The sequence below is a fragment of the Limnohabitans sp. Rim47 genome, from assembly GCF_001517545.1.
Taxonomy (GTDB): Bacteria; Pseudomonadota; Gammaproteobacteria; order Burkholderiales; family Burkholderiaceae_C; genus Limnohabitans_A.
Map to the genome: position 1 here is coordinate 680,241 of NZ_FBYA01000001.1, position 25,519 is coordinate 705,759.

21 protein-coding genes and 1 tRNA gene are annotated in these 25,519 nt (G+C 56.2%); 19 read left to right on the forward strand and 3 right to left on the reverse strand.

Translation table 11 applies throughout. From position 1 onward, the window contains the following. Window positions 1–51: 51 nt before the first annotated feature. Window positions 52–136, reverse strand: a tRNA-Leu gene (locus BN3544_RS03120). Window positions 137–154: 18 nt separating this feature from the next. Between BN3544_RS03120 and rnr the strand changes: the two genes are divergently transcribed. After that, window positions 155–2,431 carry a ribonuclease R gene (gene rnr / locus BN3544_RS03125; RefSeq protein ID WP_026036427.1) on the forward strand — a complete coding sequence of 759 codons (2,277 nt, stop codon included), beginning with the start codon at window positions 155–157 and terminating at the stop codon, window positions 2,429–2,431. A gap of 131 nt (window positions 2,432–2,562) precedes the next feature. Here the strand turns inward: rnr and BN3544_RS03130 are convergent, their stop codons facing one another. Together BN3544_RS03130 and BN3544_RS03135 are read right to left on the reverse strand one after the other, a co-directional pair. Then, a complete protein-coding gene (locus BN3544_RS03130) occupies window positions 2,563–4,059 on the reverse strand; it encodes a bifunctional ADP-dependent NAD(P)H-hydrate dehydratase/NAD(P)H-hydrate epimerase (protein ID WP_026036428.1) in 1,497 nt (498 codons plus the stop codon). Window positions 4,060–4,064: 5 nt separating this feature from the next. Next, window positions 4,065–5,420, reverse strand: a complete 1,356-nt coding sequence (locus tag BN3544_RS03135) for an amidase (protein ID WP_019428720.1) — start codon at window positions 5,418–5,420, stop codon at window positions 4,065–4,067. Window positions 5,421–5,631: 211 nt separating this feature from the next. Between BN3544_RS03135 and rpsB the strand changes: the two genes are divergently transcribed. From rpsB to carB, 18 genes are all read left to right on the forward strand, one after another. Further along, window positions 5,632–6,381, forward strand: coding sequence for a 30S ribosomal protein S2 (rpsB, locus tag BN3544_RS03140; protein ID WP_019428721.1), 750 nt, complete (start codon window positions 5,632–5,634; stop codon window positions 6,379–6,381). Window positions 6,382–6,459: 78 nt separating this feature from the next. Beyond that, the gene (gene tsf, locus BN3544_RS03145) at window positions 6,460–7,353 is read left to right on the forward strand and encodes a translation elongation factor Ts (RefSeq protein WP_019428722.1); all 894 of its coding nucleotides are present in this window, start codon (window positions 6,460–6,462) and stop codon (window positions 7,351–7,353) included. Window positions 7,354–7,412: 59 nt separating this feature from the next. Next, window positions 7,413–8,135: a UMP kinase gene (gene pyrH, locus BN3544_RS03150; RefSeq protein WP_019428723.1), complete on the forward strand. Its 723-nt coding sequence runs from the start codon at window positions 7,413–7,415 to the stop codon at window positions 8,133–8,135. A gap of 24 nt (window positions 8,136–8,159) precedes the next feature. Further along, window positions 8,160–8,720, forward strand: coding sequence for a ribosome recycling factor (gene frr / locus BN3544_RS03155; RefSeq protein ID WP_019428724.1), 561 nt, complete (start codon window positions 8,160–8,162; stop codon window positions 8,718–8,720). A 73-nt stretch (window positions 8,721–8,793) separates the two neighbouring features. Next, window positions 8,794–9,642, forward strand: coding sequence for a phosphatidate cytidylyltransferase (locus BN3544_RS03160; RefSeq protein WP_026036429.1), 849 nt, complete (start codon window positions 8,794–8,796; stop codon window positions 9,640–9,642). Window positions 9,643–9,658: 16 nt separating this feature from the next. Continuing rightward, window positions 9,659–10,852: a 1-deoxy-D-xylulose-5-phosphate reductoisomerase gene (dxr, locus tag BN3544_RS03165; protein ID WP_019428726.1), complete on the forward strand. Its 1,194-nt coding sequence runs from the start codon at window positions 9,659–9,661 to the stop codon at window positions 10,850–10,852. 219 nt (window positions 10,853–11,071) lie between these two features. Further along, window positions 11,072–13,390 (forward strand): outer membrane protein assembly factor BamA, encoded by a 2,319-nt coding sequence (gene bamA / locus BN3544_RS03170; protein WP_019428728.1) that lies wholly within the window; start codon window positions 11,072–11,074, stop codon window positions 13,388–13,390. After that, window positions 13,390–13,908 (forward strand): OmpH/Skp family outer membrane protein, encoded by a 519-nt coding sequence (locus BN3544_RS03175; RefSeq protein WP_019428729.1) that lies wholly within the window; start codon window positions 13,390–13,392, stop codon window positions 13,906–13,908. The genes bamA and BN3544_RS03175 overlap by 1 nt, the downstream gene beginning before the upstream one ends. Before the next feature lie 23 nt (window positions 13,909–13,931). Beyond that, a complete protein-coding gene (lpxD, locus tag BN3544_RS03180) occupies window positions 13,932–14,918 on the forward strand; it encodes a UDP-3-O-(3-hydroxymyristoyl)glucosamine N-acyltransferase (protein ID WP_026036431.1) in 987 nt (328 codons plus the stop codon). Window positions 14,919–14,920: 2 nt separating this feature from the next. Beyond that, window positions 14,921–15,361, forward strand: coding sequence for a 3-hydroxyacyl-ACP dehydratase FabZ (fabZ, locus tag BN3544_RS03185; RefSeq protein WP_019428731.1), 441 nt, complete (start codon window positions 14,921–14,923; stop codon window positions 15,359–15,361). A gap of 6 nt (window positions 15,362–15,367) precedes the next feature. Continuing rightward, the gene (gene lpxA / locus BN3544_RS03190) at window positions 15,368–16,183 is read left to right on the forward strand and encodes an acyl-ACP--UDP-N-acetylglucosamine O-acyltransferase (protein WP_026036432.1); all 816 of its coding nucleotides are present in this window, start codon (window positions 15,368–15,370) and stop codon (window positions 16,181–16,183) included. Between the two features lie 52 nt (window positions 16,184–16,235). After that, on the forward strand, window positions 16,236–17,177 hold the full coding sequence (locus tag BN3544_RS03195) for a Gfo/Idh/MocA family protein (RefSeq protein WP_019428733.1): 942 nt from the start codon (window positions 16,236–16,238) through the stop codon (window positions 17,175–17,177). Window positions 17,178–17,202: 25 nt separating this feature from the next. Continuing rightward, window positions 17,203–18,303, forward strand: a complete 1,101-nt coding sequence (locus BN3544_RS03200) for a DegT/DnrJ/EryC1/StrS family aminotransferase (protein WP_036074675.1) — start codon at window positions 17,203–17,205, stop codon at window positions 18,301–18,303. Next, window positions 18,303–19,484: a lipid-A-disaccharide synthase gene (lpxB, locus tag BN3544_RS03205; RefSeq protein WP_019428735.1), complete on the forward strand. Its 1,182-nt coding sequence runs from the start codon at window positions 18,303–18,305 to the stop codon at window positions 19,482–19,484. The genes BN3544_RS03200 and lpxB overlap by 1 nt, the downstream gene beginning before the upstream one ends. Next, complete coding sequence (rnhB, locus tag BN3544_RS03210) at window positions 19,456–20,073, forward strand: ribonuclease HII (protein ID WP_026036434.1); 618 nt, start codon at window positions 19,456–19,458, stop codon at window positions 20,071–20,073. The genes lpxB and rnhB overlap by 29 nt, the downstream gene beginning before the upstream one ends. Continuing rightward, complete coding sequence (locus BN3544_RS03215; protein WP_019428737.1) at window positions 20,070–20,843, forward strand: TrmH family RNA methyltransferase; 774 nt, start codon at window positions 20,070–20,072, stop codon at window positions 20,841–20,843. Before rnhB ends, BN3544_RS03215 begins: the two co-directional genes overlap by 4 nt. Window positions 20,844–21,043: 200 nt before the next feature. Next, window positions 21,044–22,207 (forward strand): glutamine-hydrolyzing carbamoyl-phosphate synthase small subunit, encoded by a 1,164-nt coding sequence (gene carA, locus BN3544_RS03220; RefSeq protein ID WP_026036435.1) that lies wholly within the window; start codon window positions 21,044–21,046, stop codon window positions 22,205–22,207. Between the two features lies 1 nt (window position 22,208). Then, window positions 22,209–25,469, forward strand: a complete 3,261-nt coding sequence (carB, locus tag BN3544_RS03225) for a carbamoyl-phosphate synthase large subunit (RefSeq protein WP_019428739.1) — start codon at window positions 22,209–22,211, stop codon at window positions 25,467–25,469. The last annotated feature ends 50 nt before the right edge of the window (window positions 25,470–25,519 follow it).

The following is a 25,519-nucleotide window of genomic DNA, read 5'->3' on the forward strand; positions in this document are numbered from 1 at the left end:
ATCAAAAATCAACGGCTTGTTGTGTTTTTAACTTATCTGATTCGATAAGATTGGTGCCCAGAAGAGGACTCGAACCTCCACGATGTTACTCGCTAGTACCTGAAACTAGTGCGTCTACCAATTCCGCCATCTGGGCGCCTCAGGAATAGAAGGATTGTATATCAAAAAAGTAGCTCCACCCAGCGGATTGCTGGAAGAAATTGAAGGCAGTGTTCAGGGTCATCGGGATGGTCATGGGTTTTTGATCCGTGACAACGGTGAATCAGACATCTACCTGCCTCCTAATGAGATGCGTGCCGTGTTGCACAAGGACCGCGTCAAGGTGCGGATCGTGCGTCAGGACCGCAAGGGCAGGCCAGAAGGCCGTATTGTCGAAATCGTCGAACGCCCCGAGCAGCCGATCATTGGTCGCTTGCTGAACGAAGGCGGATTGTGGCTGGTTGCCCCTGAAGACAAGCGTTATGGCCAGGATGTGATGATTCCCAAAGGGGCCATCGGTGCGGCCAAGCCTGGGCAGGTGGTGGTGGTTGAATTGACCGAGCCACCCGCTTTGTTTGGACAACCCGTGGGACGCGTGAAGGAAGTGCTTGGCGAAATTGACGACCCCGGTATGGAGATCGAGATCGCCGTGCGCAAGTACAGCGTGCCGCACGAATTTTCGGCAGGCTGTATCGAGCAGGCCAAAGGCTTGCCCGACAAAGTGCTTGCCAAGGACCGCAAAGACCGTATCGATCTGCGCGACGTGCCCTTGGTGACCATTGATGGCGAAGATGCCCGCGACTTTGACGATGCCGTGTATTGCGAACCGGCCAAAGTGGGTCGCGGCAAAGGCTGGCGCTTGCTGGTGGCCATCGCCGACGTGAGCCACTATGTGCAAACCGGTAGCGACATCGACATCGACGCTTATGACCGTGCGACCAGCGTGTATTTTCCGCGACGTGTTATCCCCATGTTGCCCGAGAAGTTGTCGAACGGCTTGTGCTCGTTGAACCCGGATGTGGACCGCTTGTGCATGGTGTGCGACATGCTGGTCAATGCCAAGGGCGATGTGCATGCCTACCAGTTTTACCCGGCAGTGATGCACAGCCATGCGCGATTCACCTACACCGAAGTGGCGGCGATTTTGGCCAACACGCGTGGGCCGGAAGCGGCCAAACGCAAAGAGCGCGTGACTGACCTGATGAATTTGCAGGACGTTTACAAAGCCTTGCTTGCTTCACGCGCAGTGCGTGGTGCGGTGGATTTTGAAACTACTGAAACGCAAATCGTGTGCGACGAAAGCGGTCGCATTGAAAAGATCGTGCCGCGCGTTCGCAACGAAGCGCACCGTTTGATTGAAGAAGCCATGCTGGCGGCCAACGTCTGCAGTGCTGACTTCATTCAGCAGGGCAAGCACCCCGGCTTGTTCCGCGTGCACGAAGGCCCGACAGCCGAGAAAAAAGACATCCTGCGCAATTACCTCAAGGCACTGGGCTTGGGGCTGGGCATCAGTGACGATCCTCATACCAGCGAGTTCCAAAAAATCGCGCTGGCGACCAAGGACCGCCCGGACGCCCAGCAGATCCACACCATGCTGCTGCGTTCCATGCAGCAGGCTATTTACACGCCGGTCAACAGCGGGCACTTTGGCTTGGCCTATGAGGCCTACACCCATTTCACCAGCCCGATTCGGCGTTACCCCGATTTGCTGGTGCACCGGGTCATCAAGTCGATCTTGCTGGGACGTAAATACACGCTGCCCAGCTTGCCGGTGCCCGGCGAGGCGCATGCCAAGCTGAGCAAGCGGTTGGAGAAAAGCCGCGCGGCCAAAGGCGATTCACCCGAGTCGCAAGCCCCTCGTGTGCGCATGTCGGCAGCAGATCAGCGCGCTTGGGAAGCGGCAGGTCTGCATTGCAGCGCCAACGAACGACGCGCTGACGAGGCCAGTCGTGACGTAGAAGCTTGGCTGAAGTGCAAATACATGCGCGAGCATTTGGGTGAGGAGTACGGTGGCGTGGTGTCGGCTGCCACCAGCTTCGGCATATTTGTGACCTTGGACTCTTTGTACGTGGAAGGACTGGTGCACATCACCGAACTGGGCGGGGAATATTTCCGCTTTGATGAGTTGCGCCAAGAGTTGCGCGGTGAGCGCACAGGTATCCGTTATGCCATTGGCAGCCGGGTGCAAGTGCAGGTTAGCCGTGTCGATTTGGATGGCCGGAAAATCGACTTCCGATTGGTGCACGCAGGGGACGACTTGCTGCCACGCGCCATGCGAGACAAGGGTGTGTCTGCGCCTGTGGAAGGTGAGCGTGGCAAAAAACACGCTTCGCAAGATCGTCGTCTGGCCGATGCAGAGCGCAACCGTTCTCCGATTCAGGCCTTGAAAGCTTCGGTCAAGAAGGCTGCAGCCAAGAAAAAAGGCCCCCGAACGACCAAGCCACGCCGCTGATGCGGCCGGCTAACGGGCTAAGGGGCTAGATTCGAAGAGGCTTCATCATTCGGGTGGCCTGTGTTACCGGATCATGTCAATAAGCCAGACTCGTAGTCTGGCTTTTTGCTTTTGTGCTCTGTGGCAATCGGTCAGGTCAAGCGTTCTGCCAATCGACTGGCCGTCAGCGCATGCGCTTCGGGCCAATCGTCCGCCAATTGACCATGCTGCGCTACGGCTATGCAAGCGGCTTCAAATGCGCTGATGCCTTGAGCCATGCGTGCACCGATGAGTCCAGCCAGCACATCGCCCGTGCCGCCGACGGCCAGGCGGCCATTGCCTGTGGTGTTGATGCGAGGGGTTTGACCGGGTGCGGTGATGACCGTGCCCGAACCTTTCAAGACCACCGTGCATTGAAATCGGTCTGCCAGATTTTGAGCTGCCTTCAAACGGTCGTTTTGCACTTGAGTGGTGCTGGAGTGTAAAAGCCGTGCCGCTTCCAAGGGGTGGGGTGTGATGACGCTTGGTTGCGCGCTTGCGCGTTGGCGCAGCCCCGCTTTCAGGCGGTCGTCTTGCGCCAAGGCGTTCAGCCCATCGGCATCCAGTACCAATTGCGCGCTGCGCCGCAAGACCGCTGGCATGACCGACTGCACGGCTTGGCCACCGCCACAGCCGCAGACCACATGCAGTTTTTCCAAATCAAGGTGCTGCCATTCGCGTTGCATGACATCGGGTGATGCGCTCTGCGTGGCTTGGCCTGACAGCAGGCTCAAAATGACGCGACCTGCACCTGCGTGCAAAGCGGCTGAGGCCGCCAAAACAGCGGCCCCGGTCATGCCCATTTCGCTTGCAGCCATGGCCATGCCGCCAATCACCGCCACATCGCCATGACTCCCTTTGTGGCTGGCATGTCTTTTGGGTAGAGAAGCTTGCGGCCTGTTGAGCCAGGCTTGTGGTGGGATGGTGATGCCCGTGCCCGTGCTCGTGTGCCTCAAGCTTTCAAGCCAGAGTTGCCCGCTCGCATCGCGGCCATGCCCCATGAACAGGCCGGGTTTGGCTGCGATGAATGTGAGTGTCTGATCGGCTTGAACACAAAGCGCCGCATCTTTGGGCCCGCCCAGCAGTTGCCCAGAATCCGGGGCCAGCCCGGTTGGTGCATCAATGGCCAGAACTTTGGCCTTGCATTGGTTGATGGCTTTTACCCAAGTTTGCATACCCGCGCTGAGCGGGCGCGTGGCCCCGATGCCCAAAAGGGCGTCAATGCACAAGTCTTGCGGCACCATTTCGGCCAGCCACTCTGTGGGAAAGTCAGATGTAATGCGAACGCCAGCTTTTTGCGCCCTTAGCCAAGCAGCATGCGCGGGGGGCGGCAGATTCGCAGCGGGCACCATCAGGCTGACGTGAACCGATTTTCCCCAGCGGTGCAGGTGAAGCGCTGCTTCCAAGCCGTCTCCGCCGTTGTTGCCTGGACCTGCGGCGACCCAAATGCGCTGGGCATGCGGTGCCATCGCCAAGGCCAGCTGGGCCGTGGCCAAGCCGGCTTGCTGCATCAGCGGGGTCGAGCTGCTCCCTTGAAGTTGTGTTTCAAGGCAGCGAATGCTGTCCCGTTCGTACACAGGCCACGCTGAGGTGTTGGACAGCTTTTGCATGGTGCTCAACGGGATTGCAGGATGGGTTCCAGCAGGAGAGCCAATTGAAGAATGGCATCGTCGTGCATCGCCGAGTGCCAGGCCATCAAGCCGACAGGCAATTCACCCGGCGCGTGGCAAGGCAATGAAATGGCGCAGCCATCCAGCGTGTTGATGGCGCTGGGGTTGCGCAGCAGCATGGCGTTGACTCGAAAAAATTCGGCATCGCGTTCTGCACCGGGTGCCACGTTGCTGAGTAGTGGGGCGGTGATGGGTGTGGTGGGCGATAAAACCGCGTCAAAGCGCTGCAGCTGGTTTTCCATGCGGCGAATCCAGTCAGCCCGAGCTTGCAGCAAATGGATGTATTCGTGCGCGGCCATCTGGGCACCCCGCTGGATTCGGTGCGCTACACGGGGGTCGTACTGATCGCCGTGTTGCGCTAATAAATCACGGTGCCAGGCGAAGCTTTCCGCGGGGCTGAAGCCGCCCGTGGCCATCATTGGGGCAATGTCCAGCAGCTCGGTGAGGGCAATGTCTTCAATTTGAGCGCCAGCAGCGCGCAAATTTTTCAAGCTCCGCTCAAATGCATGGGCCACGCAGCTGTCCATGTCGTCTTGCATCACGCTTGTGGCTACGGCCAAACGATAAGACGACAACGGGCGTTTGGATGTGGGAACTTTTCGGGCCGACAAAATTTCATGGGCTAAAACCGCGTCTCTGACCGATCGGGTCATGGCGCACACCGTGTCCAGCGTGCTGGACAAAGGCACGGCGCCGTGTGTAGGCACACGTCTGGCGGTATTTTTAAAGCCAACAATGCCATTCTGGGCAGCAGGGATGCGAATGGAGCCGCCCGTGTCCGAACCGAGGCCAATAAATGCCGCACCGGTGGCGACTGAAACCGCCGCGCCCGAGCTGGAGCCGCCGGGGGCGTGGGCTGCGTGGCGTGATCCCGCGGGTGTGTCGGTCAAGGCGTCCCAAGCGGCCGGTGTGCCATGGTGCGGGTTGACCCCGACGCCCGAAAAGGCGAATTCCACCATGTGGGTGCGTCCAATGAAGCCGGCACCTGCCGCGCGCAAACGCGCGACGGCGGTGGCATCTTTGGCGGCAGGCGGCTGGTTTTGCAAAACAGCAGAGCCTGCAGCGGTGTTTTGACCTTGAACGTCAAACAAGTCTTTGACGGAGACGGCCAGACCGGCCAAGGGGTGCCTAGGCGCGCCCGCTTGGGTGGCTGTGTTGATCAGGTTGTCGGCGGTGATGAGTCTGAATGCATGCTGGCATGCATCGCTTTGCGCCATATCTAGGCAGGCCTGTGCCACATCTAAAGGTTGCTTGCGGCCGTCCAATAGGGCTTGGCGCGTGGCGATGAGGTCTGATTTCATGGGGTGGCACCTCGATAAAGGGTCGTCAGGATGCTATAATCCTAAGGCTTTGTGCAGCGCGATTCGTGTCTTTTGGGTGTCAATTCCCAAAGAACCTTTTCATGTCAGCAGAGTTCATTCGCAAACCCGTCCCGTCAAGGTGTTTTGCTTGCTTTTTACGGCAAGCTGAATCAGTGGATTGGTTTTAGACACAACCTTTGGAGTACTTACTATGTCCGTTACCATGCGCGAAATGCTGGAAGCCGGTGTCCACTTTGGCCACCAAACCCGCTTCTGGAACCCCAAGATGGCTCCCTTCATCTTCGGTCACCGCAACAAAATTCACATCATTAACCTGGAAAAATCGTTGCCGATGTTCCAGGATGCGATCAAGTTTGCCAAGCAGTTGTCTGCCAACCGCGGCACGATCCTGATGGTCGGCACCAAGCGTCAAGCTCGCGAAATGGTCGCTTCTGAAGCCCAGCGCGCAGGCGTTCCATTCGTCGACCAGCGTTGGTTGGGCGGCATGCTGACCAACTTCAAAACCGTCAAGACCTCGATCAAGCGTCTGAAGGACATGAAGGCTCAGCAAGAAGTCGGCCTCGAAAGCCTGAGCAAAAAAGAACAGTTGATGTTCAAGCGCGAGATGGAAAAGCTCGAAAAAGACATCGGTGGCATCCAAGACATGGCTGCTTTGCCTGATGCGATTTTCGTGATCGACGTCGGCTACCACAAAATCGCCATCTCGGAAGCTAAGAAATTGGGCATTCCATTGATCGGTGTGGTTGACTCCAACCACTCGCCAGAAGGCATCGACTACATCATCCCCGGCAACGACGACTCGGCCAAGGCTGTGGCTTTGTACGCCCGTGGCATCGCTGACGCGATCATCGAAGGCCGCGCCAATGCGGTCAATGACGTGGTCAAGGCTGTCACCGAAGGCGCTGACGAATTCGTCGAAGAAGCCAACGCTTCTGCCTGAGTTTCCAAGACTCGATGAAAGGGGCTTCGTGGCCCCTTTTTTTTAATCTGACTTTTAGACTGAATACGGAGAAATCAAATGGCTGTAATTACCGCAAGCATGGTCGCTGAACTGCGCGCAAAAACCGACGCTCCCATGATGGAGTGCAAAAAAGCATTGACCGAAGCCGAAGGCGACCTGGTCAAAGCGGAAGAGTTGTTGCGCGTCAAGTTGGGCACCAAGGCTGGCAAAGCTGCATCGCGCGTGACCGCTGAAGGCGTTGTCACCAGCTTCGTCAACGGCACCACCGGCGCCATGATCGAAGTGAACTGCGAAACCGATTTTGTGACCAAAAACGACAGCTTCTTGGCTCTGGCCAACGCTGCGGCCAAGCTGGTGGCTGAACACAATCCTGCTGACCTTGCCGCTTTGGGCGAGTTGCCTTACAGCCAAGACAGTTTCGGCCCCACACTCGAAGACGTGCGCAAAGGCCTGATCGGCAAGATCGGCGAGAACATGAGCTTCCGCCGCTTCAAGCGTGCTGCTGGTGGCGCCAAGATTGCCAATTACCTGCATGGCACCCGCATCGGCGTGTTGGTCGAGTTCGACGGTGACGAAACGGCCGCCAAAGATGTGGCCATGCACGTTGCCGCTATGAAGCCTGTGTCCCTGACCAGCGCTGAAGTGCCAGCCGAGCTGATCGAAAAAGAGCGTTCGGTCGCTGCAGCCAAGGCAGCCGAGTCCGGCAAGCCTGCCGACATCGTGACCAAGATGGTTGAAGGTTCTGTTCAGAAATACCTGAAAGAAGTGTCTTTGTTCAACCAGTCTTTCGTTAAGAACGACAAGCAAACCGTTGAGCAAATGCTCAAGGCCTCAGGCACCACCGTCAAGGCATTCACCTTGTACGTGGTTGGCGAAGGCATTGAGAAGAAGGTTGACGACTTCGCCGCTGAAGTGGCGGCCCAAGTGGCTGCTGCTCAAGCCGCAGCCTGAGTTCACGCACCTGTTGCGCAGCCATTCCATCGTCCACATTGATATTCAAGGAGCCCATCATGTCTTCAGCCAAGCCAGCCTTTAAGCGCATTTTGCTCAAGCTGTCCGGCGAGGCGCTGATGGGGGACGATGCGTTTGGCATCAACCGTGCCACCATCGTGCGCATGGCCGAGGAAATCGCCGAAATCACGCGCCTCGGTGTGCAAGTGGCGGTCGTCATTGGTGGTGGCAACATTTTCAGGGGTGTGGCTGGTGGTTCGGTGGGCATGGACCGTGCCACGGCCGATTACATGGGCATGCTGGCTACCGTCATGAACTCTTTGGCCTTGGCTGATGCCATGGACAAAGCGGGTTTAACGGCACGCGTCATGTCGGCGATTGGCATTGACCAAGTGGTTGAGCCCTATGTCCGCCCGAAAGCATTGCAATACCTCGAAGAAGGAAAAGTCGTGGTGTTTGCGGCGGGCACGGGCAATCCGTTTTTCACCACGGACACGGCTGCGGCTTTGCGTGGGGCTGAAATCGGTGCAGAGATGGTCCTCAAGGCCACCAAAGTGGACGGCGTCTATTCTGCCGACCCGAAAAAAGATCCTTCGGCCACCCGTTACAGTGAAATCAGCTTCGACGAAGCCATTTCGCGCAATCTGGGCATCATGGATGCAACAGCGTTTGCTTTGTGCCGTGACCAAAAATTGCCCATCAAGGTGTTTTCGATCATCAAGAACGGTGCCTTGAAGCGCGTGGTTCTGGGTGAAGACGAAGGCACGCTGGTTTACGCTTGAACCCGTTCTGACGAGGAGAACTTCATGACGATTGCAGACATCAAAAAAACAACTGAAACCAAAATGGAGCAGTCCATTGCGGCATTCAAGAACAACCTGACGCGTATTCGCACGGGCCGTGCCAACCCTGCGTTGTTGGACACGATTCAGGTTGACTATTACGGCTCGATGTTGCCCTTGTCCCAAGTGGCCAATGTGTCCTTGATGGATTCGCGCACCATCAGCGTTCAGCCTTGGGAAAAGTCCATGGCCGCTAAAATCGAAAAGGCCATTCGTGAAAGCGAGTTGGGTCTGAACCCTGCTTCGATGGGCGAGCTGATTCGTGTTCCTATGCCGGCCATGAGTGAAGAGCGTCGCAAGGAAATGACCAAGTTGGCCCGCACAGAAGGTGAAAACGCCAAGATCGCTATTCGCAATCTGCGCCGTGACGCCAATGAGTCGGTTAAAAAGCTGGTCAAAGACAAAGAGGCCTCTGAAGACGATCAAAAACGCGCTGAAGCCGACACCCAAAAACTGACCGACAAGCGCATGACCGAGATTGACCAGTTGGTGACTGCCAAAGAACAAGAGATCATGGCGGTTTGAGTTTGAATCCCTTGCCGTGGCATGCCGCGGCCTGAATGGCCGCCCATTGGCGGCCTTTTTTTCTGGAGAATCCATGCTCAAACAAAGAGTCATCACTGCTCTGGCCTTGCTGGCCTTGCTTTTACCCGCCTTGTTTGCGTCCAACCCTTGGCCTTTTATGGGCTTGACGGTGGTGTTGATCGCAGCAGGTGCATGGGAGTGGGGGCGCTTGAATGGCATGCCCGCTTGGCTGGCCTGGTCGGGTGCGGTCATCTGTTTGTTGGCTTGCGCAGTGGCTGAACAGTTGGGCTGGGTACAGCGCACGCCGCCGCTTGTTTGGTTGATGGCTGGTGCGATGTGGGTTTTGCTGGGTGCCTGGATGATTCAGCGAGGGGTTGCTGGCTGGGGGCTTTGGCCACGCGGCGTTCGTTGGATGGCCGGATTGTTGCTTTTGACCTTGGCCTGGGTGGCCATGGCACAAGCCCACCAGCGAGGGGTGAATTTTCTGTTGTCCGTCCTGGTACTGGTCTGGGCGGCCGATGTTTTTGCCTATTTTTTTGGCAAAGCTTTTGGCGGGCGTTGGATCAAGATCAAGCTGGCAGCCAACATCAGTCCCGGTAAAAGTTGGGAAGGTGTTTTTGGCGGCATGCTCGGGGTTTTGCTGGTCGCCCTTGCGTGGGTCGAAGTTGACCGTCGCTTGGCGTTGCCTGACTCGAGCTTTTATTCCTTGTTGTTTGCCAAAGGTGGGTGGGTTGCCTTGCCCGCCTTGTTGTTCATGTCCGCCATGAGCGTGGTCGGCGATCTGGTGGAGTCCTTGGTCAAACGCAGTGCAGGCATGAAAGACAGCTCGGGTTTGTTGCCCGGACACGGCGGCGTGCTGGACCGAGTCGATGCATTGCTGCCAGCGTTGCCTTTGGCGATGATGCTGGTTTTCTGGATTTAAGTGAAGAGCACATTCCATGCAAACAAAACAACGCATCACCATCTTGGGCTCAACCGGTTCGATTGGCAAAAGCACATTGGATGTTTTGGCCCGTCATCCAGGGCAGTTTGGGGTGTATGCATTGACGGCCTCGACGCAGGTCGGCTTGATGTTGGCCCAATGTGCCCAGTTTCGGCCTGAGGTCGCTGTCATGGTCCGCGAAGATGAGGCACGCTTGTTGGCAGACAAGCTGAAGGCCGAAGGTTTGAACACCGAGGTCCGATGGGGCGCTGCCGCTTTGGATGCGGTGGCCTCTGCGCCTGAGGTGGATGCTGTCATGGCTGCCATTGTGGGGGCGGCAGGTTTGTCACCTTGTTTGGCGGCAGCACGTTCAGGGAAAAAACTGTTATTGGCCAACAAAGAGGCGCTGGTGGTGGGCGGTGAAGTGTTCTTGACTGCCGTGCGTGAGGGCGGAGCGGTGTTGTTGCCGATTGACAGCGAGCACTCCGCTATTTTCCAATCACTGCCCGAAGACCCCTCTACTTGGCAACGGCGGGTCGACAAAATCATTTTGACGGCCTCGGGTGGGCCGTTTCGTGGTCGCGACCCATCGACACTCCATGAGGTCAGCCCTGATCAGGCCTGCGCTCACCCCAACTGGGTGATGGGTCGCAAAATTTCGGTGGATTCGGCAACCATGATGAACAAAGCCCTTGAGGTCATAGAAGCGCGTTATTTGTTTGGCTTGGACCCGGACCAGCTTGAGGTTGTGATTCACCCCCAAAGCGTGATCCATTCCATGGTGCAGTACAAAGACAATTCTGTGGTGGCCCAGCTGGGCACGCCCGACATGCGGGTGCCGATTGCATTTGGCCTGAGCTGGCCTGAGCGCATGGTGTCGGGCGCCGCCGCGTTGGATTTTCATGCCTTGGCAGCTATGACGTTTGAGTCGATGGACGATCACGGTCATCCCGAGAGGTTCCCTGGGTTGAAGCTGGCGTGGGCCACCTTGAAAGGAGCACCAGGCAGCTGTGCAGTTTTGAACGCGGCCAACGAAATTGCGGTGGAGGCATTTCTGAATCGGCAGATTCGTTTTGACCACATTCACCATGTCAATGAGGCAACCCTGCAGAACGTGGTCAGTGGTCGACCTGAAAACCTCGATGATTTGCTGGTTCTTGACCACCGAAGTCGTGTGGCGGCACGTGAAGTGGTGGCAAGACTGAGTTGATGTTTTTGGGCAGGGCGCAAGCTGTCGTACAGGCCTTTCATGCCCTTTTCGTGAGGTGTATTATCTTGGCTTCATTGCCTTGACTGCTGTAGCCTTGACGGTGCCAGTAAAAATGATGAACTGCCCCTTTGAGGTGGCACTTTGCTTGGTTTTTCAAATGGTTTTTTGGCCGATCGTGGTGTATGACCATTCGGCCTTTGACCTTTATATGGTTGCTCCATGAATTTTTTAGATCTTCGTTCGCGCATTCAACCTGCTGTACTGACAGTGGTGGCGTCCTTGATGGCTTGTATGCCGGCCTGGGCTGTTGACCCATTTACTGTGCGCGATATCCGCGTTGAGGGTTTGCAGCGCATCGAGTCTGGTACTGTTTTTGCCTCTTTGCCATTGCGGGTGGGTGATGAATATTCGGATGAAAAAGGCGCTGCAACCATTCGCGCTCTTTTTGCACTCGGTTTGTTCAAGGATGTGCGCCTCGAGACCCAAGGTGATGTGTTGGTTGTGGTGGTTGAAGAGCGCCCATCGGTGGCCGCAGTTGAGTTCATCGGGCTCAAGGAGTTTGACAAGGATGTCTTGCTCAAGGCTTTGAAAGAGGTGGGTTTGGCCGAAGGTCGACCCTATGACAAAGCGCTTGCTGATAAGGCCGAGCAGGAACTCAAGCGTCAGTACATCAGCCGCAGTCTTTACGGCGCCGAAGTGGTGAGCACAGCAACGCCAGTGGACCGCAATCGGGTGAACCTGAGTTTCACCATCACCGAAGGTGGGCCTGCGAAGATCAAGCAAATTCAGATCGTGGGCAATAAGGCTTTTTCAGAATCCGATTTACGAGATCAGTTCAACCTGGACACCGGTGGCTGGATGAGTTGGTACACCAAGTCTGACCGCTATGCCCGCACCAAACTCAATGCCGACCTGGAGGCTTTGCGGTCATATTACTTGGCCCGTGGTTTTCTGGAGTTCAGGATTGACTCGACCCAGGTGGCGATGTCTCCAGACAAGCAGGAAATGGCGATCACCATCAACGTGACCGAAGGGGAGCGTTTTGTGGTCTCTGGCGTCAAGCTCGAGGGCAACTACCTCGACAAGGACGAAGAGTTCAAGGCCTTGGTCAAGATCGGTGTTGGCAAGCCTTACAACGCAGAAACCGTGGCCGAGACCACCAAAGCGTTCACCGATTACTTTGGCAAGTTTGGTTTTGCCTTTGCCCGGGTCGAAGCCAAGCCAGAGATCGACCGACAAAACAACCGTGTCCAATTTGTCTTGCAGGCAGAACCATCACGCCGCGCTTATGTCAGGCGCATTCTGGTGGCGGGCAATAACCGCACCCGGGACGAAGTGATTCGTCGCGAGTTTCGCCAGTTCGAAGCGGCTTGGTATGACGGTGACAAAATCCGCCTGTCACGTGACCGTGTTGACCGTTTAGGCTTCTTCACAGACGTGAACGTGGAAACCATCGAAATTCCGGTCACCCCCGATCAGGTTGATTTGACTTTCACCGTGGCCGAAAAGCCCACTGGCAGCATCTCTTTGGGTGCAGGTTTCTCTTCTGCCGAAAAAGTGACTTTGAGTTTTGGCATTCGCCAGGAAAATGCCTTCGGTTCTGGCAATTACCTGGCTGTTGAGGTCAATACCAGCAAGTACAACCGCAATCTGGTGCTGAGCACCACCGATCCGTATTTCACTCAAAACGGCATTTCGAGGACGCTCGATGTGTTCCAGCGTACAACGCGGCCTTATTTGGGCGACATCAATTCGTACAGTTTGATCAATTCGGGTTTGGGTTTGCGTTTTGGCGTGCCGGTGACTGAAACAGACACTGTTTTTGTGGGCGCCAATGCCGAGCAGACGCAGATCAAAGAAGGGACAGGCTTGCCAGATCCCTACAAGGAGTATGCCGGCAAATTTGGCAGTACCAGCACGGCTTTGCCACTGACCTTGGGCTGGGCCCGTGATGGGCGTGACAGTGCTCTGGTGCCGACCAAAGGGACATATCAGCGCCTGAATGCAGACCTGAGTCTTGCCGGTGATGTTCGTTATTTCCGCAGCAATTACCAGTACCAGCAATACTTCCCTTTGAGCAAGAAATACACTTTGGCATTGAATGCCGATCTGGGCTGGGGCACTGGCTTGAATGGTCAAGAGTACCCTCTGTTCAAGAACTTCTACGTCGGTGGTTTGGGCAGTGTTCGAGGTTTTGAGCAATCCACATTGGGCCCATCCAAGCCCACAAGCGCGACCAATTTGACCCGTGTTTACCTAGGCGGAGCTAAAAAGCTGGTTTTAAATGCAGAGTTCATGATGCCTTTCCCGGGCGCAGGTAATGACAAAACTCTGCGTTTGTACGGTTTTACCGATGTGGGCAGAGCCTTTGATGACAGCGAAAAGCTGTCTCTGAGCGAATTGCGTGCCTCCGCAGGCATCGGCCTGAGCTGGATTTCACCCATGGGCCCATTGCGCTTCTCTTACGCAATGCCCATCCGGCAGCAGACAGGCGATAAAATCCAACGACTTCAATTCCAAATCGGAACATCCTTCTAATGAAAACGATTCGCAAGAACCTCCTCGTCGCTCTTTTGGCGGGTGCATCGGCATTTACTGGCTTGGTGCAAGCACAAGATTTCAAAATTGGCATCGTCAATACAGACCGAATTTTGCGTGATTCGAATGTGGCCAAAGCGGCTCAGGCCAAGTTGGAGTCCGAGTTTTTGAAGCGCGAAAAAGACCTCAACGAGGCCATCAGCTCGTTCAAGGCGTCGGCTGAAAAGTTTGAGCGCGATGCGCCCACACTGGCTGAGGCTCAGCGCGTGGCCAAACAAAAGCAATTGATTGAGCAAGACCGCGATTTGAAGCGTCGCCAGCGGGAATTTCAGGAAGACCTGGGTGCGCGCAAGAATGAAGAAAATCAAATGCTTTTCGAAAAAGCGGGTCGCGCGGTCAAGCAAGTCGCTGAGTCCGAGAAGTACGACTTGGTATTGCAAGATGCCGCTTACTTCAATCCCAAGCACGACATTACCGAAAAAGTCATCAAGGCCCTCAACGCCTCGGTTGGCAAATAACAGGCATTTGCCTGTTTGAGACCGTGTCGCTGACGCTTGGCGCTATCGTAGAGGCACTTGGCGGCCGTCTGTTAGGAGCTTCCGATATGCAGATATCGGGCTTGGCGCCTTTGCAGACTGCCCAGCGCGGCCAAATCAGTTTTCTGAGCCAAGCCAGATACCAGAATCAGTTGGATCCAAGTCTCGCTGGGTGTGTCATTGTGGCCCCGGCTTTTGAGTCACAGGTTGTACACCGCCCTGCGGCCATCATCACCGATGACCCGTATTTGTACTTTGCCCGTTTGACGCGATTGTGGAAAGGCGCGCACCACAAAGCTGCAGGCCCTCGTATCCATCCCAGTGCAGTCATCGATCCAGAGGCCAGCATTGCCGATGATGCCGTGATCGGACCTTTGTGTGTGGTGGAGCGTGGGGCCCAAGTGGGGGCTGGAACCGTTCTCAAATCGCGCGTGACCGTTGGAGAGGATTGCACCATCGGGGAGCGTTGTCTGGTGCATTCAGGCGTCGTGATCGGTGCCGATGGTTTTGGATTTGCCCCGCACCAAGGTACGTGGGAAAAAATCGAGCAACTGGGTGCCGTGCGCATTGGCAACGATGTGGAAATCGGTGCCAACACCTGCATAGACCGAGGCGCTCTGGACGATACAGTGATCGAAGATGGCGTCAAACTCGACAACCTGATTCAGATCGGACACAACGTCCATGTGGGGTGTCACACCGCCATGGCCGGATGTGTGGGAGTGGCAGGCAGTGCGCGAATTGGAGCGCATTGCACTGTAGGTGGTGGTGCTGTGGTGCTGGGCCACTTGAGCCTGGCTGACCATGTGCATATTTCTGCAGCATCGGTGGTCACACGTTCCATCCTGCAGCCAGGGCAGTACACCGGTATGTTTCCGTTGGACAGCAATGCCAATTGGGAGAAAAACGCCGCCAGTCTCAAACAATTGTCGCGATTGCGTGAACGCATCAAAGCCTTAGAGGCTGACATTCAAAACAACAAGGAAACCTGACCATGATGGACATTCATCAAATTCTCAAACAGTTGCCGCATCGCTACCCATTTTTGCTGGTCGATCGCGTGTTAGAAATCGAAAAAGGCGTTCGCATCAAGGCCTTGAAAAATGTGACCATCAATGAGCCATTTTTCACGGGCCATTTCCCACATCGCCCGGTCATGCCGGGTGTGTTGATGCTCGAAGCTCTGGCGCAGGCGGCGGCGTTGTTGTCCTTTGACACGCTGGATACCGCCCCCGATGACAACACGGTTTATTACTTTGCTGGTATTGATGGTGCCCGTTTCAAGCGGCCCGTGGAGCCAGGTGATCAGTTGACCCTTGAGGTCCAGTTGGATCGTATGAAGGCCGGTATTTTCAAGTTCAAAGCCCAAGCCAAAGTGGGTCATGAGTTGGCCTGTGAAGCCGAGTTGATGTGCACCATGCGCAAAATTGCCTGAGGACCTATGGCGACTATCCATTCCACTGCATTGGTTGATCCGGCTGCTCAGCTGGACGACTCCGTGACCGTTGGTCCTTACACCATCATTGGCCCGAATGTGACGATCGGCGCAGGCTCCACAGTGGGCTCGCATTGCACCATCGAGGGTTACACCACCATCGGCTTGAACAACCATGTTCACAGCTACACCTCCTTGGGCGCTGCGCCTCAAGATAAAAAATACGCGGGTGAGCCGACCCGATTGGTGATCGGCAACGGCAACACTATTCGCGAGTTTTGTACCTTCAATGCTGGAACGGTCAACGGCGGGGGCGTCACTCAAGTGGGAGACGACAACCTGTTCATGGCCTACGTCCATTTGGCGCACGATTGCCACATTGGCAGCCACACCATTTTTGCCAACAACTCCCAATTGGCCGGTCACGTCGTCGTGGGTGACTGGGTGATCCTGGGCGGCTTCACGGTGGTGCGTCAGTTCTTGCGTTTGGGGGCTCACAGCTTCACTGCAATGTGCACTTTGCTGTTTGCCGATCTGCCACCGTATGTGACTTGCCAGGGCCAACCTGCTGCCGCGCGGACCGTGAACGCCGAAGGTCTCCGACGTCGTGGCTATTCGCCAGTCCGCATTGCGGCCGTGCGTGCCATGCACAAAGCCTTGTACCGTGAAAATTTGACGTTCGAAGCGGCCAAAGAGCGCATTCTCCAAATCGCCAAGGACAAACCCGAGGCTCAGGGGGATGTGGAGATGATGTTGAGCTTCCTTGCGGGCGTTTCGCCCAAAGTGGGCATTGTTCGTTCGCGCCGCCGTTCGGTGGACTGAAAACTCAAAGGGGCAGGCGCTTTTCCTGCCCCGAGCATGAAAGGAGGGCCCCGTGGCCCTGTTGCGTTGTGCCGTAATTGGCGTTGGTTATCTGGGCAAATTTCATGCTCAAAAGTACGCCAAGATTCCTGAGTGTGAGCTGGTGGCCGTGGTCGACAGCCGTCAGGATCAGGCCGATGCGGTCGCTGCCCCCTTGGGCTGCGCGGCGCTGACGGATTACCGGGCTTTGTTGGGCAAGGTTGATGCGGTCAGCATCGTGGTGCCAACACAAGGTCATTACGACGTGTGTGCTGAATTTTTGCGTGCAGGTGTTCATGTCTTGGTTGAAAAGCCAATGACCACGACCTTGGCGCAAGCCGATGAGTTGATCCGACTGGCCAGAGAAAACCATTGCGTTTTGGCGGTGGGGCATCTGGAGCGTTTCAACCCTGCGGCGCTGGCATTGGAGCCTTTGCTCTCAGATCCAAGGTTCATCGACAGTTCGCGTCTGGCACCCTTCAAGCCCCGCGCCACCGATGTGAGTGTCTTGCTCGATTTGATGATCCACGATGTGGATTTGATCTTGTCCTTGGTGGACAGCGAACTCGAAAGTGTGGATTGCTCGGGTGCGCGGGTGCTGACATCGGACATTGACATTGCCAACGCACGCATTCGTTTTGCCAATGGTTGTGTGGCCAATGTGACAGCCAGCCGTGTCAGCGCGAAAAGCGAGCGAAAAATGCGTGTGTTCCAAAACCAAGCCTGCCACTCGCTGGATTTTCAGGCGCGTACGCTGACCACTTACCGAGGCACGACCGATCCACAGGCCGAACCTGAGCAGTCCATTGAGCGGCACGAACAATCGTTTGGCGAGGCCGATCCTTTGTTTGCCGAGATCGTGGATTTCGTGGACAGCATTCGCCACAATCGCCCCCCAAAAGTCAGCGGAGAAGCCGGACGCCGTGCATTGGAAGCCGTGCAGCGCATCACCGAAGCCACCCGTTTGATTTCCTGATCTTTGAATATTTGAAAGGTACGCCATGCGCATCCCTATGGTCGATTTGGTCGCGCAATACCGCGATCTCCAGCCTCAGCTGGAACCTGCATTTTTGAGCGCCTTGAACGCGGCGCAGTTCATCCTTGGACCCAACGTTCAATCGTTTGAAAAAGAAGCGGCAGCTTATTTGGGGGTGGCGCACGCCATCACCTGCGCTAACGGCACGGATGCGTTGCACCTGGCATTGCTGGCTGCGGATATTGGGCCGGGTGACGAGGTCATCACCACGCCCTTCACCTTCATTGCCACGGCTGAGGCGATTGCCTACGTGGGTGCCAAAGCGGTGTTTGTGGACATTGATCCGCGCACCTTCAACATCGACGTCGAGCAAGCTCGCCGTGCGATCACGCCGCAAACCAAAGCCTTTCTGCCCGTGCATTTGTTTGGGCAGCCCGCTGACTTGGCACCATTGATGGCCTTGGCCAAAGAACATCAACTGCAGTTGGTGGAAGATTGCGCGCAATCGTTTGGTGCCGACATTGGGGGGCGCAAAACCGGTGCGATGGGTGATGTGGCGGCCTTCAGCTTTTTCCCCAGCAAAAACTTAGGCTGCTATGGCGACGGCGGCATGGTGACCACCCAGTCGGATGCCATGGCCGAAAAATTGCGCATGCTGCGCAACCACGGCAGCAAGGTGCGCTACTACCACGACATCATTGGCTACAACAGCCGCCTTGATGAATTGCAGGCGGTTGTTCTGCGGGCCAAGATGCCGCTGATTGACCAATACAACCAAGAGCGTCGCCGTGTCGCGCACCGCTACAACGCGGGTTTGGCCGGGTTGAATGTGCAAACGCCTTTTGAAGATGGTGTGGGTTTGCATGTGTACCACCAGTACACCTTGTTGACCGATGACCGTGCCGCCATTCAACAAGCATTGACGGAGCAAAAAATCGCCAGTGCCATTTATTACCCAGTGCCTTTGCACCAGCAAAAGGTATTTGCTTCGATTGCTGCCGGGTCCAGCTTCCCTGTGACCGAATCGGTGGCTGCGCGTTGCTTGTCTTTGCCCATTTATCCAGAGCTGAGCAACGAAGACGTGGACGAAATTTGCGGTGTCATTCGTCAGGCTTTGACGGCGTGATGAACGAGAAAGAAGCACGACCACTCTCTGAATCTGCACCTGCGCAAGATCTGCGTTTGTGCATGGTCGCTGCTGAGCGTTCGGGTGACATGTTGGCGGCTTTGTTGCTGCAGGGCATGCGCAAAAGCTGGCCTCAATTGCAAGCCTTTGGCATTGGTGGTCCGCAGATGGATGAAGCCGGCTTTGTCTCCCGCTGGTCTTGCGATGAGTTGTCGGTGCGTGGTTTGGTCGAAGCGCTTTGGCGGTACCGCCATATCACTGGCATTCGCCAGACCTTGATTCAGGATGTATTGGCTTCGCCACCTGACTTGTACATCGGTGTGGATGCCTCTGACTTCAATTTGCCTGTTGAGCGTTTGCTGCGACACAAAGGTGTGCCCACAGTTCAATTGGTGTGCCCATCCATTTGGGCATGGCGACCTGAACGTGTGCAAAAAATCCGCGAGAGCGTGGACCATGTTTTGTGCATCTATCCGTTTGAGCCTGCTTTGCTGGCGCAACACGGCATACAAGGCACTTTTGTGGGGCACCCTGTTGCCGACGTGATCGACATGGCGCCTGATCGCCTGAAAGCCCGTCAAGCCTTGAGCTTGCCTGAGGATGCCACCATCGTGGCCTTGTTGCCGGGCAGTCGACCAGCTGAAATCAAAGGTTTGGCTTTGCCGTTTCTTCAGGCTGCCAAGCACATGTTGACGCTGCGGCCCGACTTGCAGTTTGTGCTGCCGACCCACGGCCCTCTGCAAGCCATGATCGAAGCGGCCATTGTCCGTGCTGGCATGCAAGGCCGTGTGCACCTGGTCATGGGGCGTTCGCACGAAGTGCAGGCGGCCTGCGATGTGGCCTTGGTGGCCAGCGGCACTGCCACACTTGAGACCGCTTTGCACAAGCGTCCGATGGTGATCGCTTACAAAATGCAATGGTTGTCCTGGCAGATCGCCAACCGCAAGCGCTTGCTGCCCTGGGTCGGTTTGCCCAATATTTTGTGCAATGAAAGCTTGGTACCTGAATTTTTGCAAGAGCAGGTGCAGCCCAAAGCATTGGCCAAGGCTGTTTTGCAATGGCTCGACGATCCGGCGGCTGTGGCCCAAATTCAACAGCGCTTCACCGAGCTTCACCACCAACTGCGTCAGGACATGCCGACGCTGGCCAACCATGCGATCCAAAAAGTCCTTGCCTCTTGAGCAAAAAACATTGAATTGGGACACCGCAGGTCTGATGGCTGGCGTGGATGAGGCTGGGCGCGGCCCGCTGGCGGGGCCTGTGGTGGCCGCTGCAGTGATTCTGGACGATTTGCAGCCGATCGCTGGTTTGAACGATTCCAAAAAACTGTCGGCAAAGCGTCGTGAGCGTTTGTTTGACGAGATACGTGCGCGGGCTTTGTGCTTTTCGATTGCCGAAGCGACGGTGCAGGAAATTGACCAATTCAATATTCTGCAAGCCACGATGCTGGCCATGAAGCGTGCGGTCGAAGGCTTGCGCTTAAAGCCCCAAATGGTCCTTGTCGATGGCAACCGATTGCCGACGTTGGACATCTTGGCGGAAGCTATTGTGCAGGGCGATGCACTCGTACCGGCCATTTCTGCCGCATCCATTTTGGCCAAAGTTCACCGTGATCGTTTGTGTGAAGAGATGCATGGACGTTACCCGGTCTACGGCTTTGATCAACACAAGGGTTATGGGACTGCTCAGCACTTGGCCGCCTTGCAAACGCATGGACCGGCAGACTGCCACAGAATGACTTTTGCCCCGGTGGCCAGGAGCGTCCGATGAATTTGATCACCTCTCGCGACAACCCGCAGGTCAAAGCTTGGCGGCGCTTGGCCCAAGACACCACGGCTTACCGCAAGGCGGGGCAGTTTTGGCTGGAGGGTGATCATCTCTGCCGTGCCGCCATCGACCGGGGTGTCAAACCTTTGCAAATTGTGTTGAGTGCCACTTGCTTTGAAAAGCAAGGCCCGCAGTGGGCCCGCTTGACCGACGCCTTGTTTGTCCTGCCTGATGCTTTGTTTGCCAGCCTGAGTGGTCTTGAGTCACCTGCCCAAATGGGGTTTGTTGTAGCTTGGTCAGCGCAGGGGCAAATTTCGTCCGAAGCCTCTACCGTGGTTTTGGATCGTTTACAGGACGCAGGCAATGTGGGGGCGATTTTGCGCTGCGCCTCGGCGTTTGGTTATCGCCAGGTGCTGGCCATCAAAGGGACTGCGGCTCTGTGGTCACCCAAAGTGCTCAGGGCTGGCATGGGCGCGCATTTTGGTTTGCATCTGATCGAGTCGGTTAGCGATGCGGATGTGGCCGCTTTGGATGTGCCTGTTTTGACCACCAGCTCCCATGAAGGGCCTTTTTTGCACGAACTGTTGCAACGCAAGGAGTTGACACCAAAGTGTGCGTGGGTTTTTGGACATGAAGGGCAGGGCGTCAGCGACAGCTTGATGGCTTTGGCGCGACAAAAAGTCAGAATTGCACAGCCCGGAGGGGAAGAGTCGTTGAATGTGGCGACTGCCGCAGCCATTTGCCTGCACGCCAGCGCAACGGCTGCGATTTGAGCCGCCGAAGGGCCTGTGTCCGGCAGTTTTGTCGTTGCTTTGTCAGGGTTTTCGAGTGGTCGTCAGCTATAATGAGAGGCTTTCCCGCATCAACCTGTACGCCACAGTCCATCTTAGGCCCAATCCTCGAACAAGCAGCCAAAAAGAGATCGCATCTCTGGTGAGTGCTGAGGCGTACCCGAACTATTCCGGAGAACCCAGTGCTTTTGTCTCTTCAGGGAACCTTCCCGCCCGCCATCTTGGCGCTCGCAGACGGCACGGTCTTTATCGGCAACTCGATTGGAGCTACTGGCTCCACAGTCGGCGAAGTGGTGTTCAACACCTCGCTCACCGGCTACCAGGAAATCCTCACCGACCCCAGCTACTGCCAGCAGATCGTCACTTTGACGTACCCGCACATCGGCAACTACGGCGTCAGCGTGGAAGACATCGAAGCTGACAAAGTCCATGCTGCAGGTCTGATCATCAAAGATCTGCCATTGATCGCAAGCAACTTCCGTTTAAGCCAGACCCTTTCGTCCTATCTTGTGGACGCAGGCACGGTGGCCATTGCGAACATCGATACCCGCCAGTTGACTCGAATTTTGCGCACCAAGGGTGCCCAAAACGGTGCGATTGTGGGTTTGGCCAAAGGCCAGCAAGTGACGCAAAGCCTGATCGACGATGCCATTGCCTCCGCCAAAGCGGCGCCCAACATGGCTGGTCTCGATTTGGCACAAGAAGTGACGGCTACCCAGTCTTACGACTGGACGCAAACCGAGTGGAAGCTCGGCGAGGGCTACGGCACTCAGGCATCGCCCAGGTTTCATGTGGTTGCCTATGACTTTGGCGTCAAGAAAAACATCTTGCGCATGTTGGCTGCACGCGGTTGCAAAGTGACCGTGGTACCTGCCAAAACGTCTGCAGCTGAAGTGCTCAAACACAAACCCGATGGCATCTTCTTGTCCAACGGCCCTGGCGACCCACTGCCTTGTGACTACGCGATTGCGGCGGCTGCTGAGTTGATCGAAACCGGCATTCCGACTTTCGGTATTTGCCTGGGTCACCAAATCATGGCCTTGGCCAGCGGTGCCAAAACCTTCAAGATGAAGTTTGGTCACCACGGCGCTAATCACCCCGTGAAAGACCTCGACACAGGGCGTGTCTCTATCACCAGCCAAAACCACGGTTTTGCTGTCGACGAAAAGTCTTTGCCTGCCCACTTGCGTGCCACCCACGTGTCTCTGTTTGACGGCACCCTGCAGGGTCTTGCCCGCACCGACAAGCCGGCTTTTTGCTTCCAAGGGCACCCCGAAGCGTCGCCCGGCCCGCACGACATTGCTTACCTTTTTGACCGCTTCATCAACCTGATGGAGGCGAAATAACATGCCAAAGCGCACCGACCTCAAAAGCATCCTCATCATTGGCGCCGGCCCGATCATCATTGGTCAGGCTTGCGAGTTCGACTACTCCGGCGTGCAAGCTTGCAAAGCCTTGCGCGAAGAGGGTTACAAGGTCATCCTGATCAACAGCAACCCTGCGACGATCATGACCGACCCGGCCACGGCCGATGTGACCTACATCGAGCCCATCACTTGGCAGACGGTCGAGAAGATCATTGCCAAAGAGCGTCCTGATGCCATCTTGCCCACCATGGGCGGCCAGACTGCGCTCAACTGCGCTTTGGACCTGTGGCACAACGGCGTGCTTGAAAAGTACAAGGTCGAGCTGATTGGCGCCACGCCAGAGGCCATCGACAAAGCCGAAGACCGCCTGAAGTTCAAAGACGCCATGACCAAAATTGGTTTGGGCTCAGCGCGCTCTGGCATTGCCCACAGCATGGAAGAGGCTTGGGATGTGCAAAAGACTTTGGGCTTCCCTACGGTCATTCGCCCCAGCTTCACTTTGGGCGGCACAGGCGGTGGCATCGCCTACAACCCCGAAGAATTCGAGGTCATCTGTAAACGCGGACTAGAGGCTTCGCCTACGACCGAGTTGCTGATTGAAGAATCCTTGCTCGGCTGGAAAGAGTACGAGATGGAAGTGGTGCGCGACAAGGCGGACAACTGCATCATCATCTGCTCGATCGAAAACCTCGATCCCATGGGCGTGCACACAGGTGATTCCATCACGGTGGCCCCAGCGCAAACCTTGACCGACAAGGAATACCAGATTTTGCGCAACGCCTCTTTGGCTGTGCTGCGCGAGATCGGTGTAGACACGGGCGGCTCGAACGTGCAGTTTTCCATCAATCCGGTGGATGGCCGCATGGTCGTCATCGAGATGAACCCTCGTGTCTCGCGTTCATCGGCGTTGGCTTCGAAGGCCACCGGTTTCCCGATTGCCAAAGTGGCTGCCAAGTTGGCCGTGGGTTACACCTTGGACGAATTGCGCAACGAAATCACGGGCGGTGCCACGCCTGCATCGTTTGAGCCATCCATCGATTACGTGGTCACCAAAATCCCACGTTTTGCGTTCGAGAAATTCCCGACAGCTGACAGCCGTTTGACCACCCAAATGAAGTCGGTGGGCGAGGTGATGGCCATGGGCCGCACTTTCCAAGAATCTTTCCAGAAAGCGCTGCGCGGTCTGGAAGTGGGCGTGGACGGTATGAACGAAAAAACCCAGGACCGTGAAGTCCTGGAAAAAGAACTGGGCGAGCCCGGTCCTGAGCGCATCTGGTATGTGGGCGACGCGTTTGCTATGGGTTTGAGTGTGGACGAGGTGTTTGCCTTGACCAAGATCGACCCTTGGTTCTTGGTGCAGATCGAAGAGATCGTGAAGATTGAACTCGAGCTGGAAACCATCACCCTGGAAGCAATCACGGCCGAAGAACTGCGTGCGCTCAAGAAGAAGGGTTTTTCCGACCGCCGCTTGGCCAAGTTGCTGAAAACCACTGAGCATGTGGTGCGTGAGCGCCGTCATGCCCTGAACATTCGCCCTGTCTACAAACGAGTGGACACCTGTGCGGCCGAGTTCTCGACTGACACCGCCTACATGTACTCTTGTTATGAAGGCAATGGCGACGGTGAATGCGAAGCCGAGCCCACAGCCAACAAGAAAATCATGGTGCTTGGCGGCGGCCCGAACCGCATCGGCCAGGGTATCGAATTTGACTATTGCTGCGTGCATGCAGCTCTCGCCATGCGAGAGGACGGCTATGAAACGATCATGGTCAATTGCAACCCCGAGACCGTTTCGACCGATTACGACACTTCAGACCGCTTGTACTTTGAGCCTGTCACCTTGGAAGATGTGCTTGAGATTGTGGACAAGGAAAAGCCCACAGGCGTGATCGTGCAGTACGGTGGCCAAACGCCTTTGAAATTGGCGCTCGACTTGGAAGCTGCTGGCGTGCCCATCATCGGCACCAGCCCGGACATGATCGACGCGGCCGAAGACCGCGAGCGCTTCCAGCAGTTGCTGCAAGCGCTGGGTCTGCGTCAGCCGCCCAACGCCACAGCCCGCACCGAGCCAGAAGCGCTGGAAAAAGCGGCTGCTTTGGGCTACCCCTTGGTGGTGCGCCCCAGCTACGTGCTGGGTGGCCGTGCCATGGAAATCGTGCACGAGCAACGTGACCTCGAGCGCTACATGCGCGAAGCGGTCAAGGTCTCGCACGACTCCCCTGTGTTGCTGGACCGTTTCTTGAACGATGCGATTGAGTGCGATGTGGATTGCATCCGCGACTCCGAAGGCAAGACCTTTATCGGTGGCGTGATGGAACACATTGAGCAAGCGGGCGTGCACAGCGGTGACTCGGCTTGTTCTTTGCCGCCTTACTCGCTGTCAGAGGAAACAGTCAACGAACTGAAGCGCCAGTCAGCAGCCATGGCGGGTGCCTTGCATGTGGTCGGATTGATGAACGTTCAGTTCGCGATTCAAAACATCGATGGACAAGACGTCATTTATGTACTCGAGGTGAACCCCCGCGCTTCACGCACCGTGCCTTACGTCTCCAAAGCCACGGGCATCCAGTTGGCCAAAGTGGCAGCGCGTTGCATGGCGGGTCAAAGCTTGGCTTCGCAAGGCATCACCAAAGAAGTCACTCCACCTTATTTCAGTGTGAAAGAAGCCGTCTTTCCATTTGTGAAGTTCCCGGGCGTAGACACCATCCTCGGTCCCGAGATGAAGTCCACCGGCGAAGTCATGGGTGTTGGCAAGACCTTCGGTGAAGCTTTTGTGAAAAGCCAATTGGGTGCAGGCACCAAGCTGCCACGGCCCTCAAAAGCCGACGGCTCGCCCTCGGGCAAGGTCTTCATCTCGGTGAAAAACAACGACAAGCCTCGTGCCATTGAAGTGGCGCGTCAACTGGTGGCGCAAGGTTTTGTGCTGATTGCCACCAAGGGCACGGCCAGTGCCATCAACGCTGCGGGCGTGGCTTGTGCCACGGTGAACAAGGTGACCGAAGGTCGCCCTCACATTGTGGACATGATCAAGAACAACGAAGTGGTGTTGGTCATCAACACGGTCGAAGAGCGTCGCAATGCGATTGCTGATTCGCGCCACATCCGCACTTCGGCCTTGCTCAACCGTGTCACGACCTTTACCACCATTGCCGGTGCTGAAGCAGCGGTCGAAGGCATGAAGTACATGGACCAATTGGATGTGATTTCGGTTCAGGAAATGCACGCGCAATTGGCGGCCTGAAATCGCTGCCCAAGCCCTGTGTCCGGCACCTTGGTGCAAGGCATAATGCA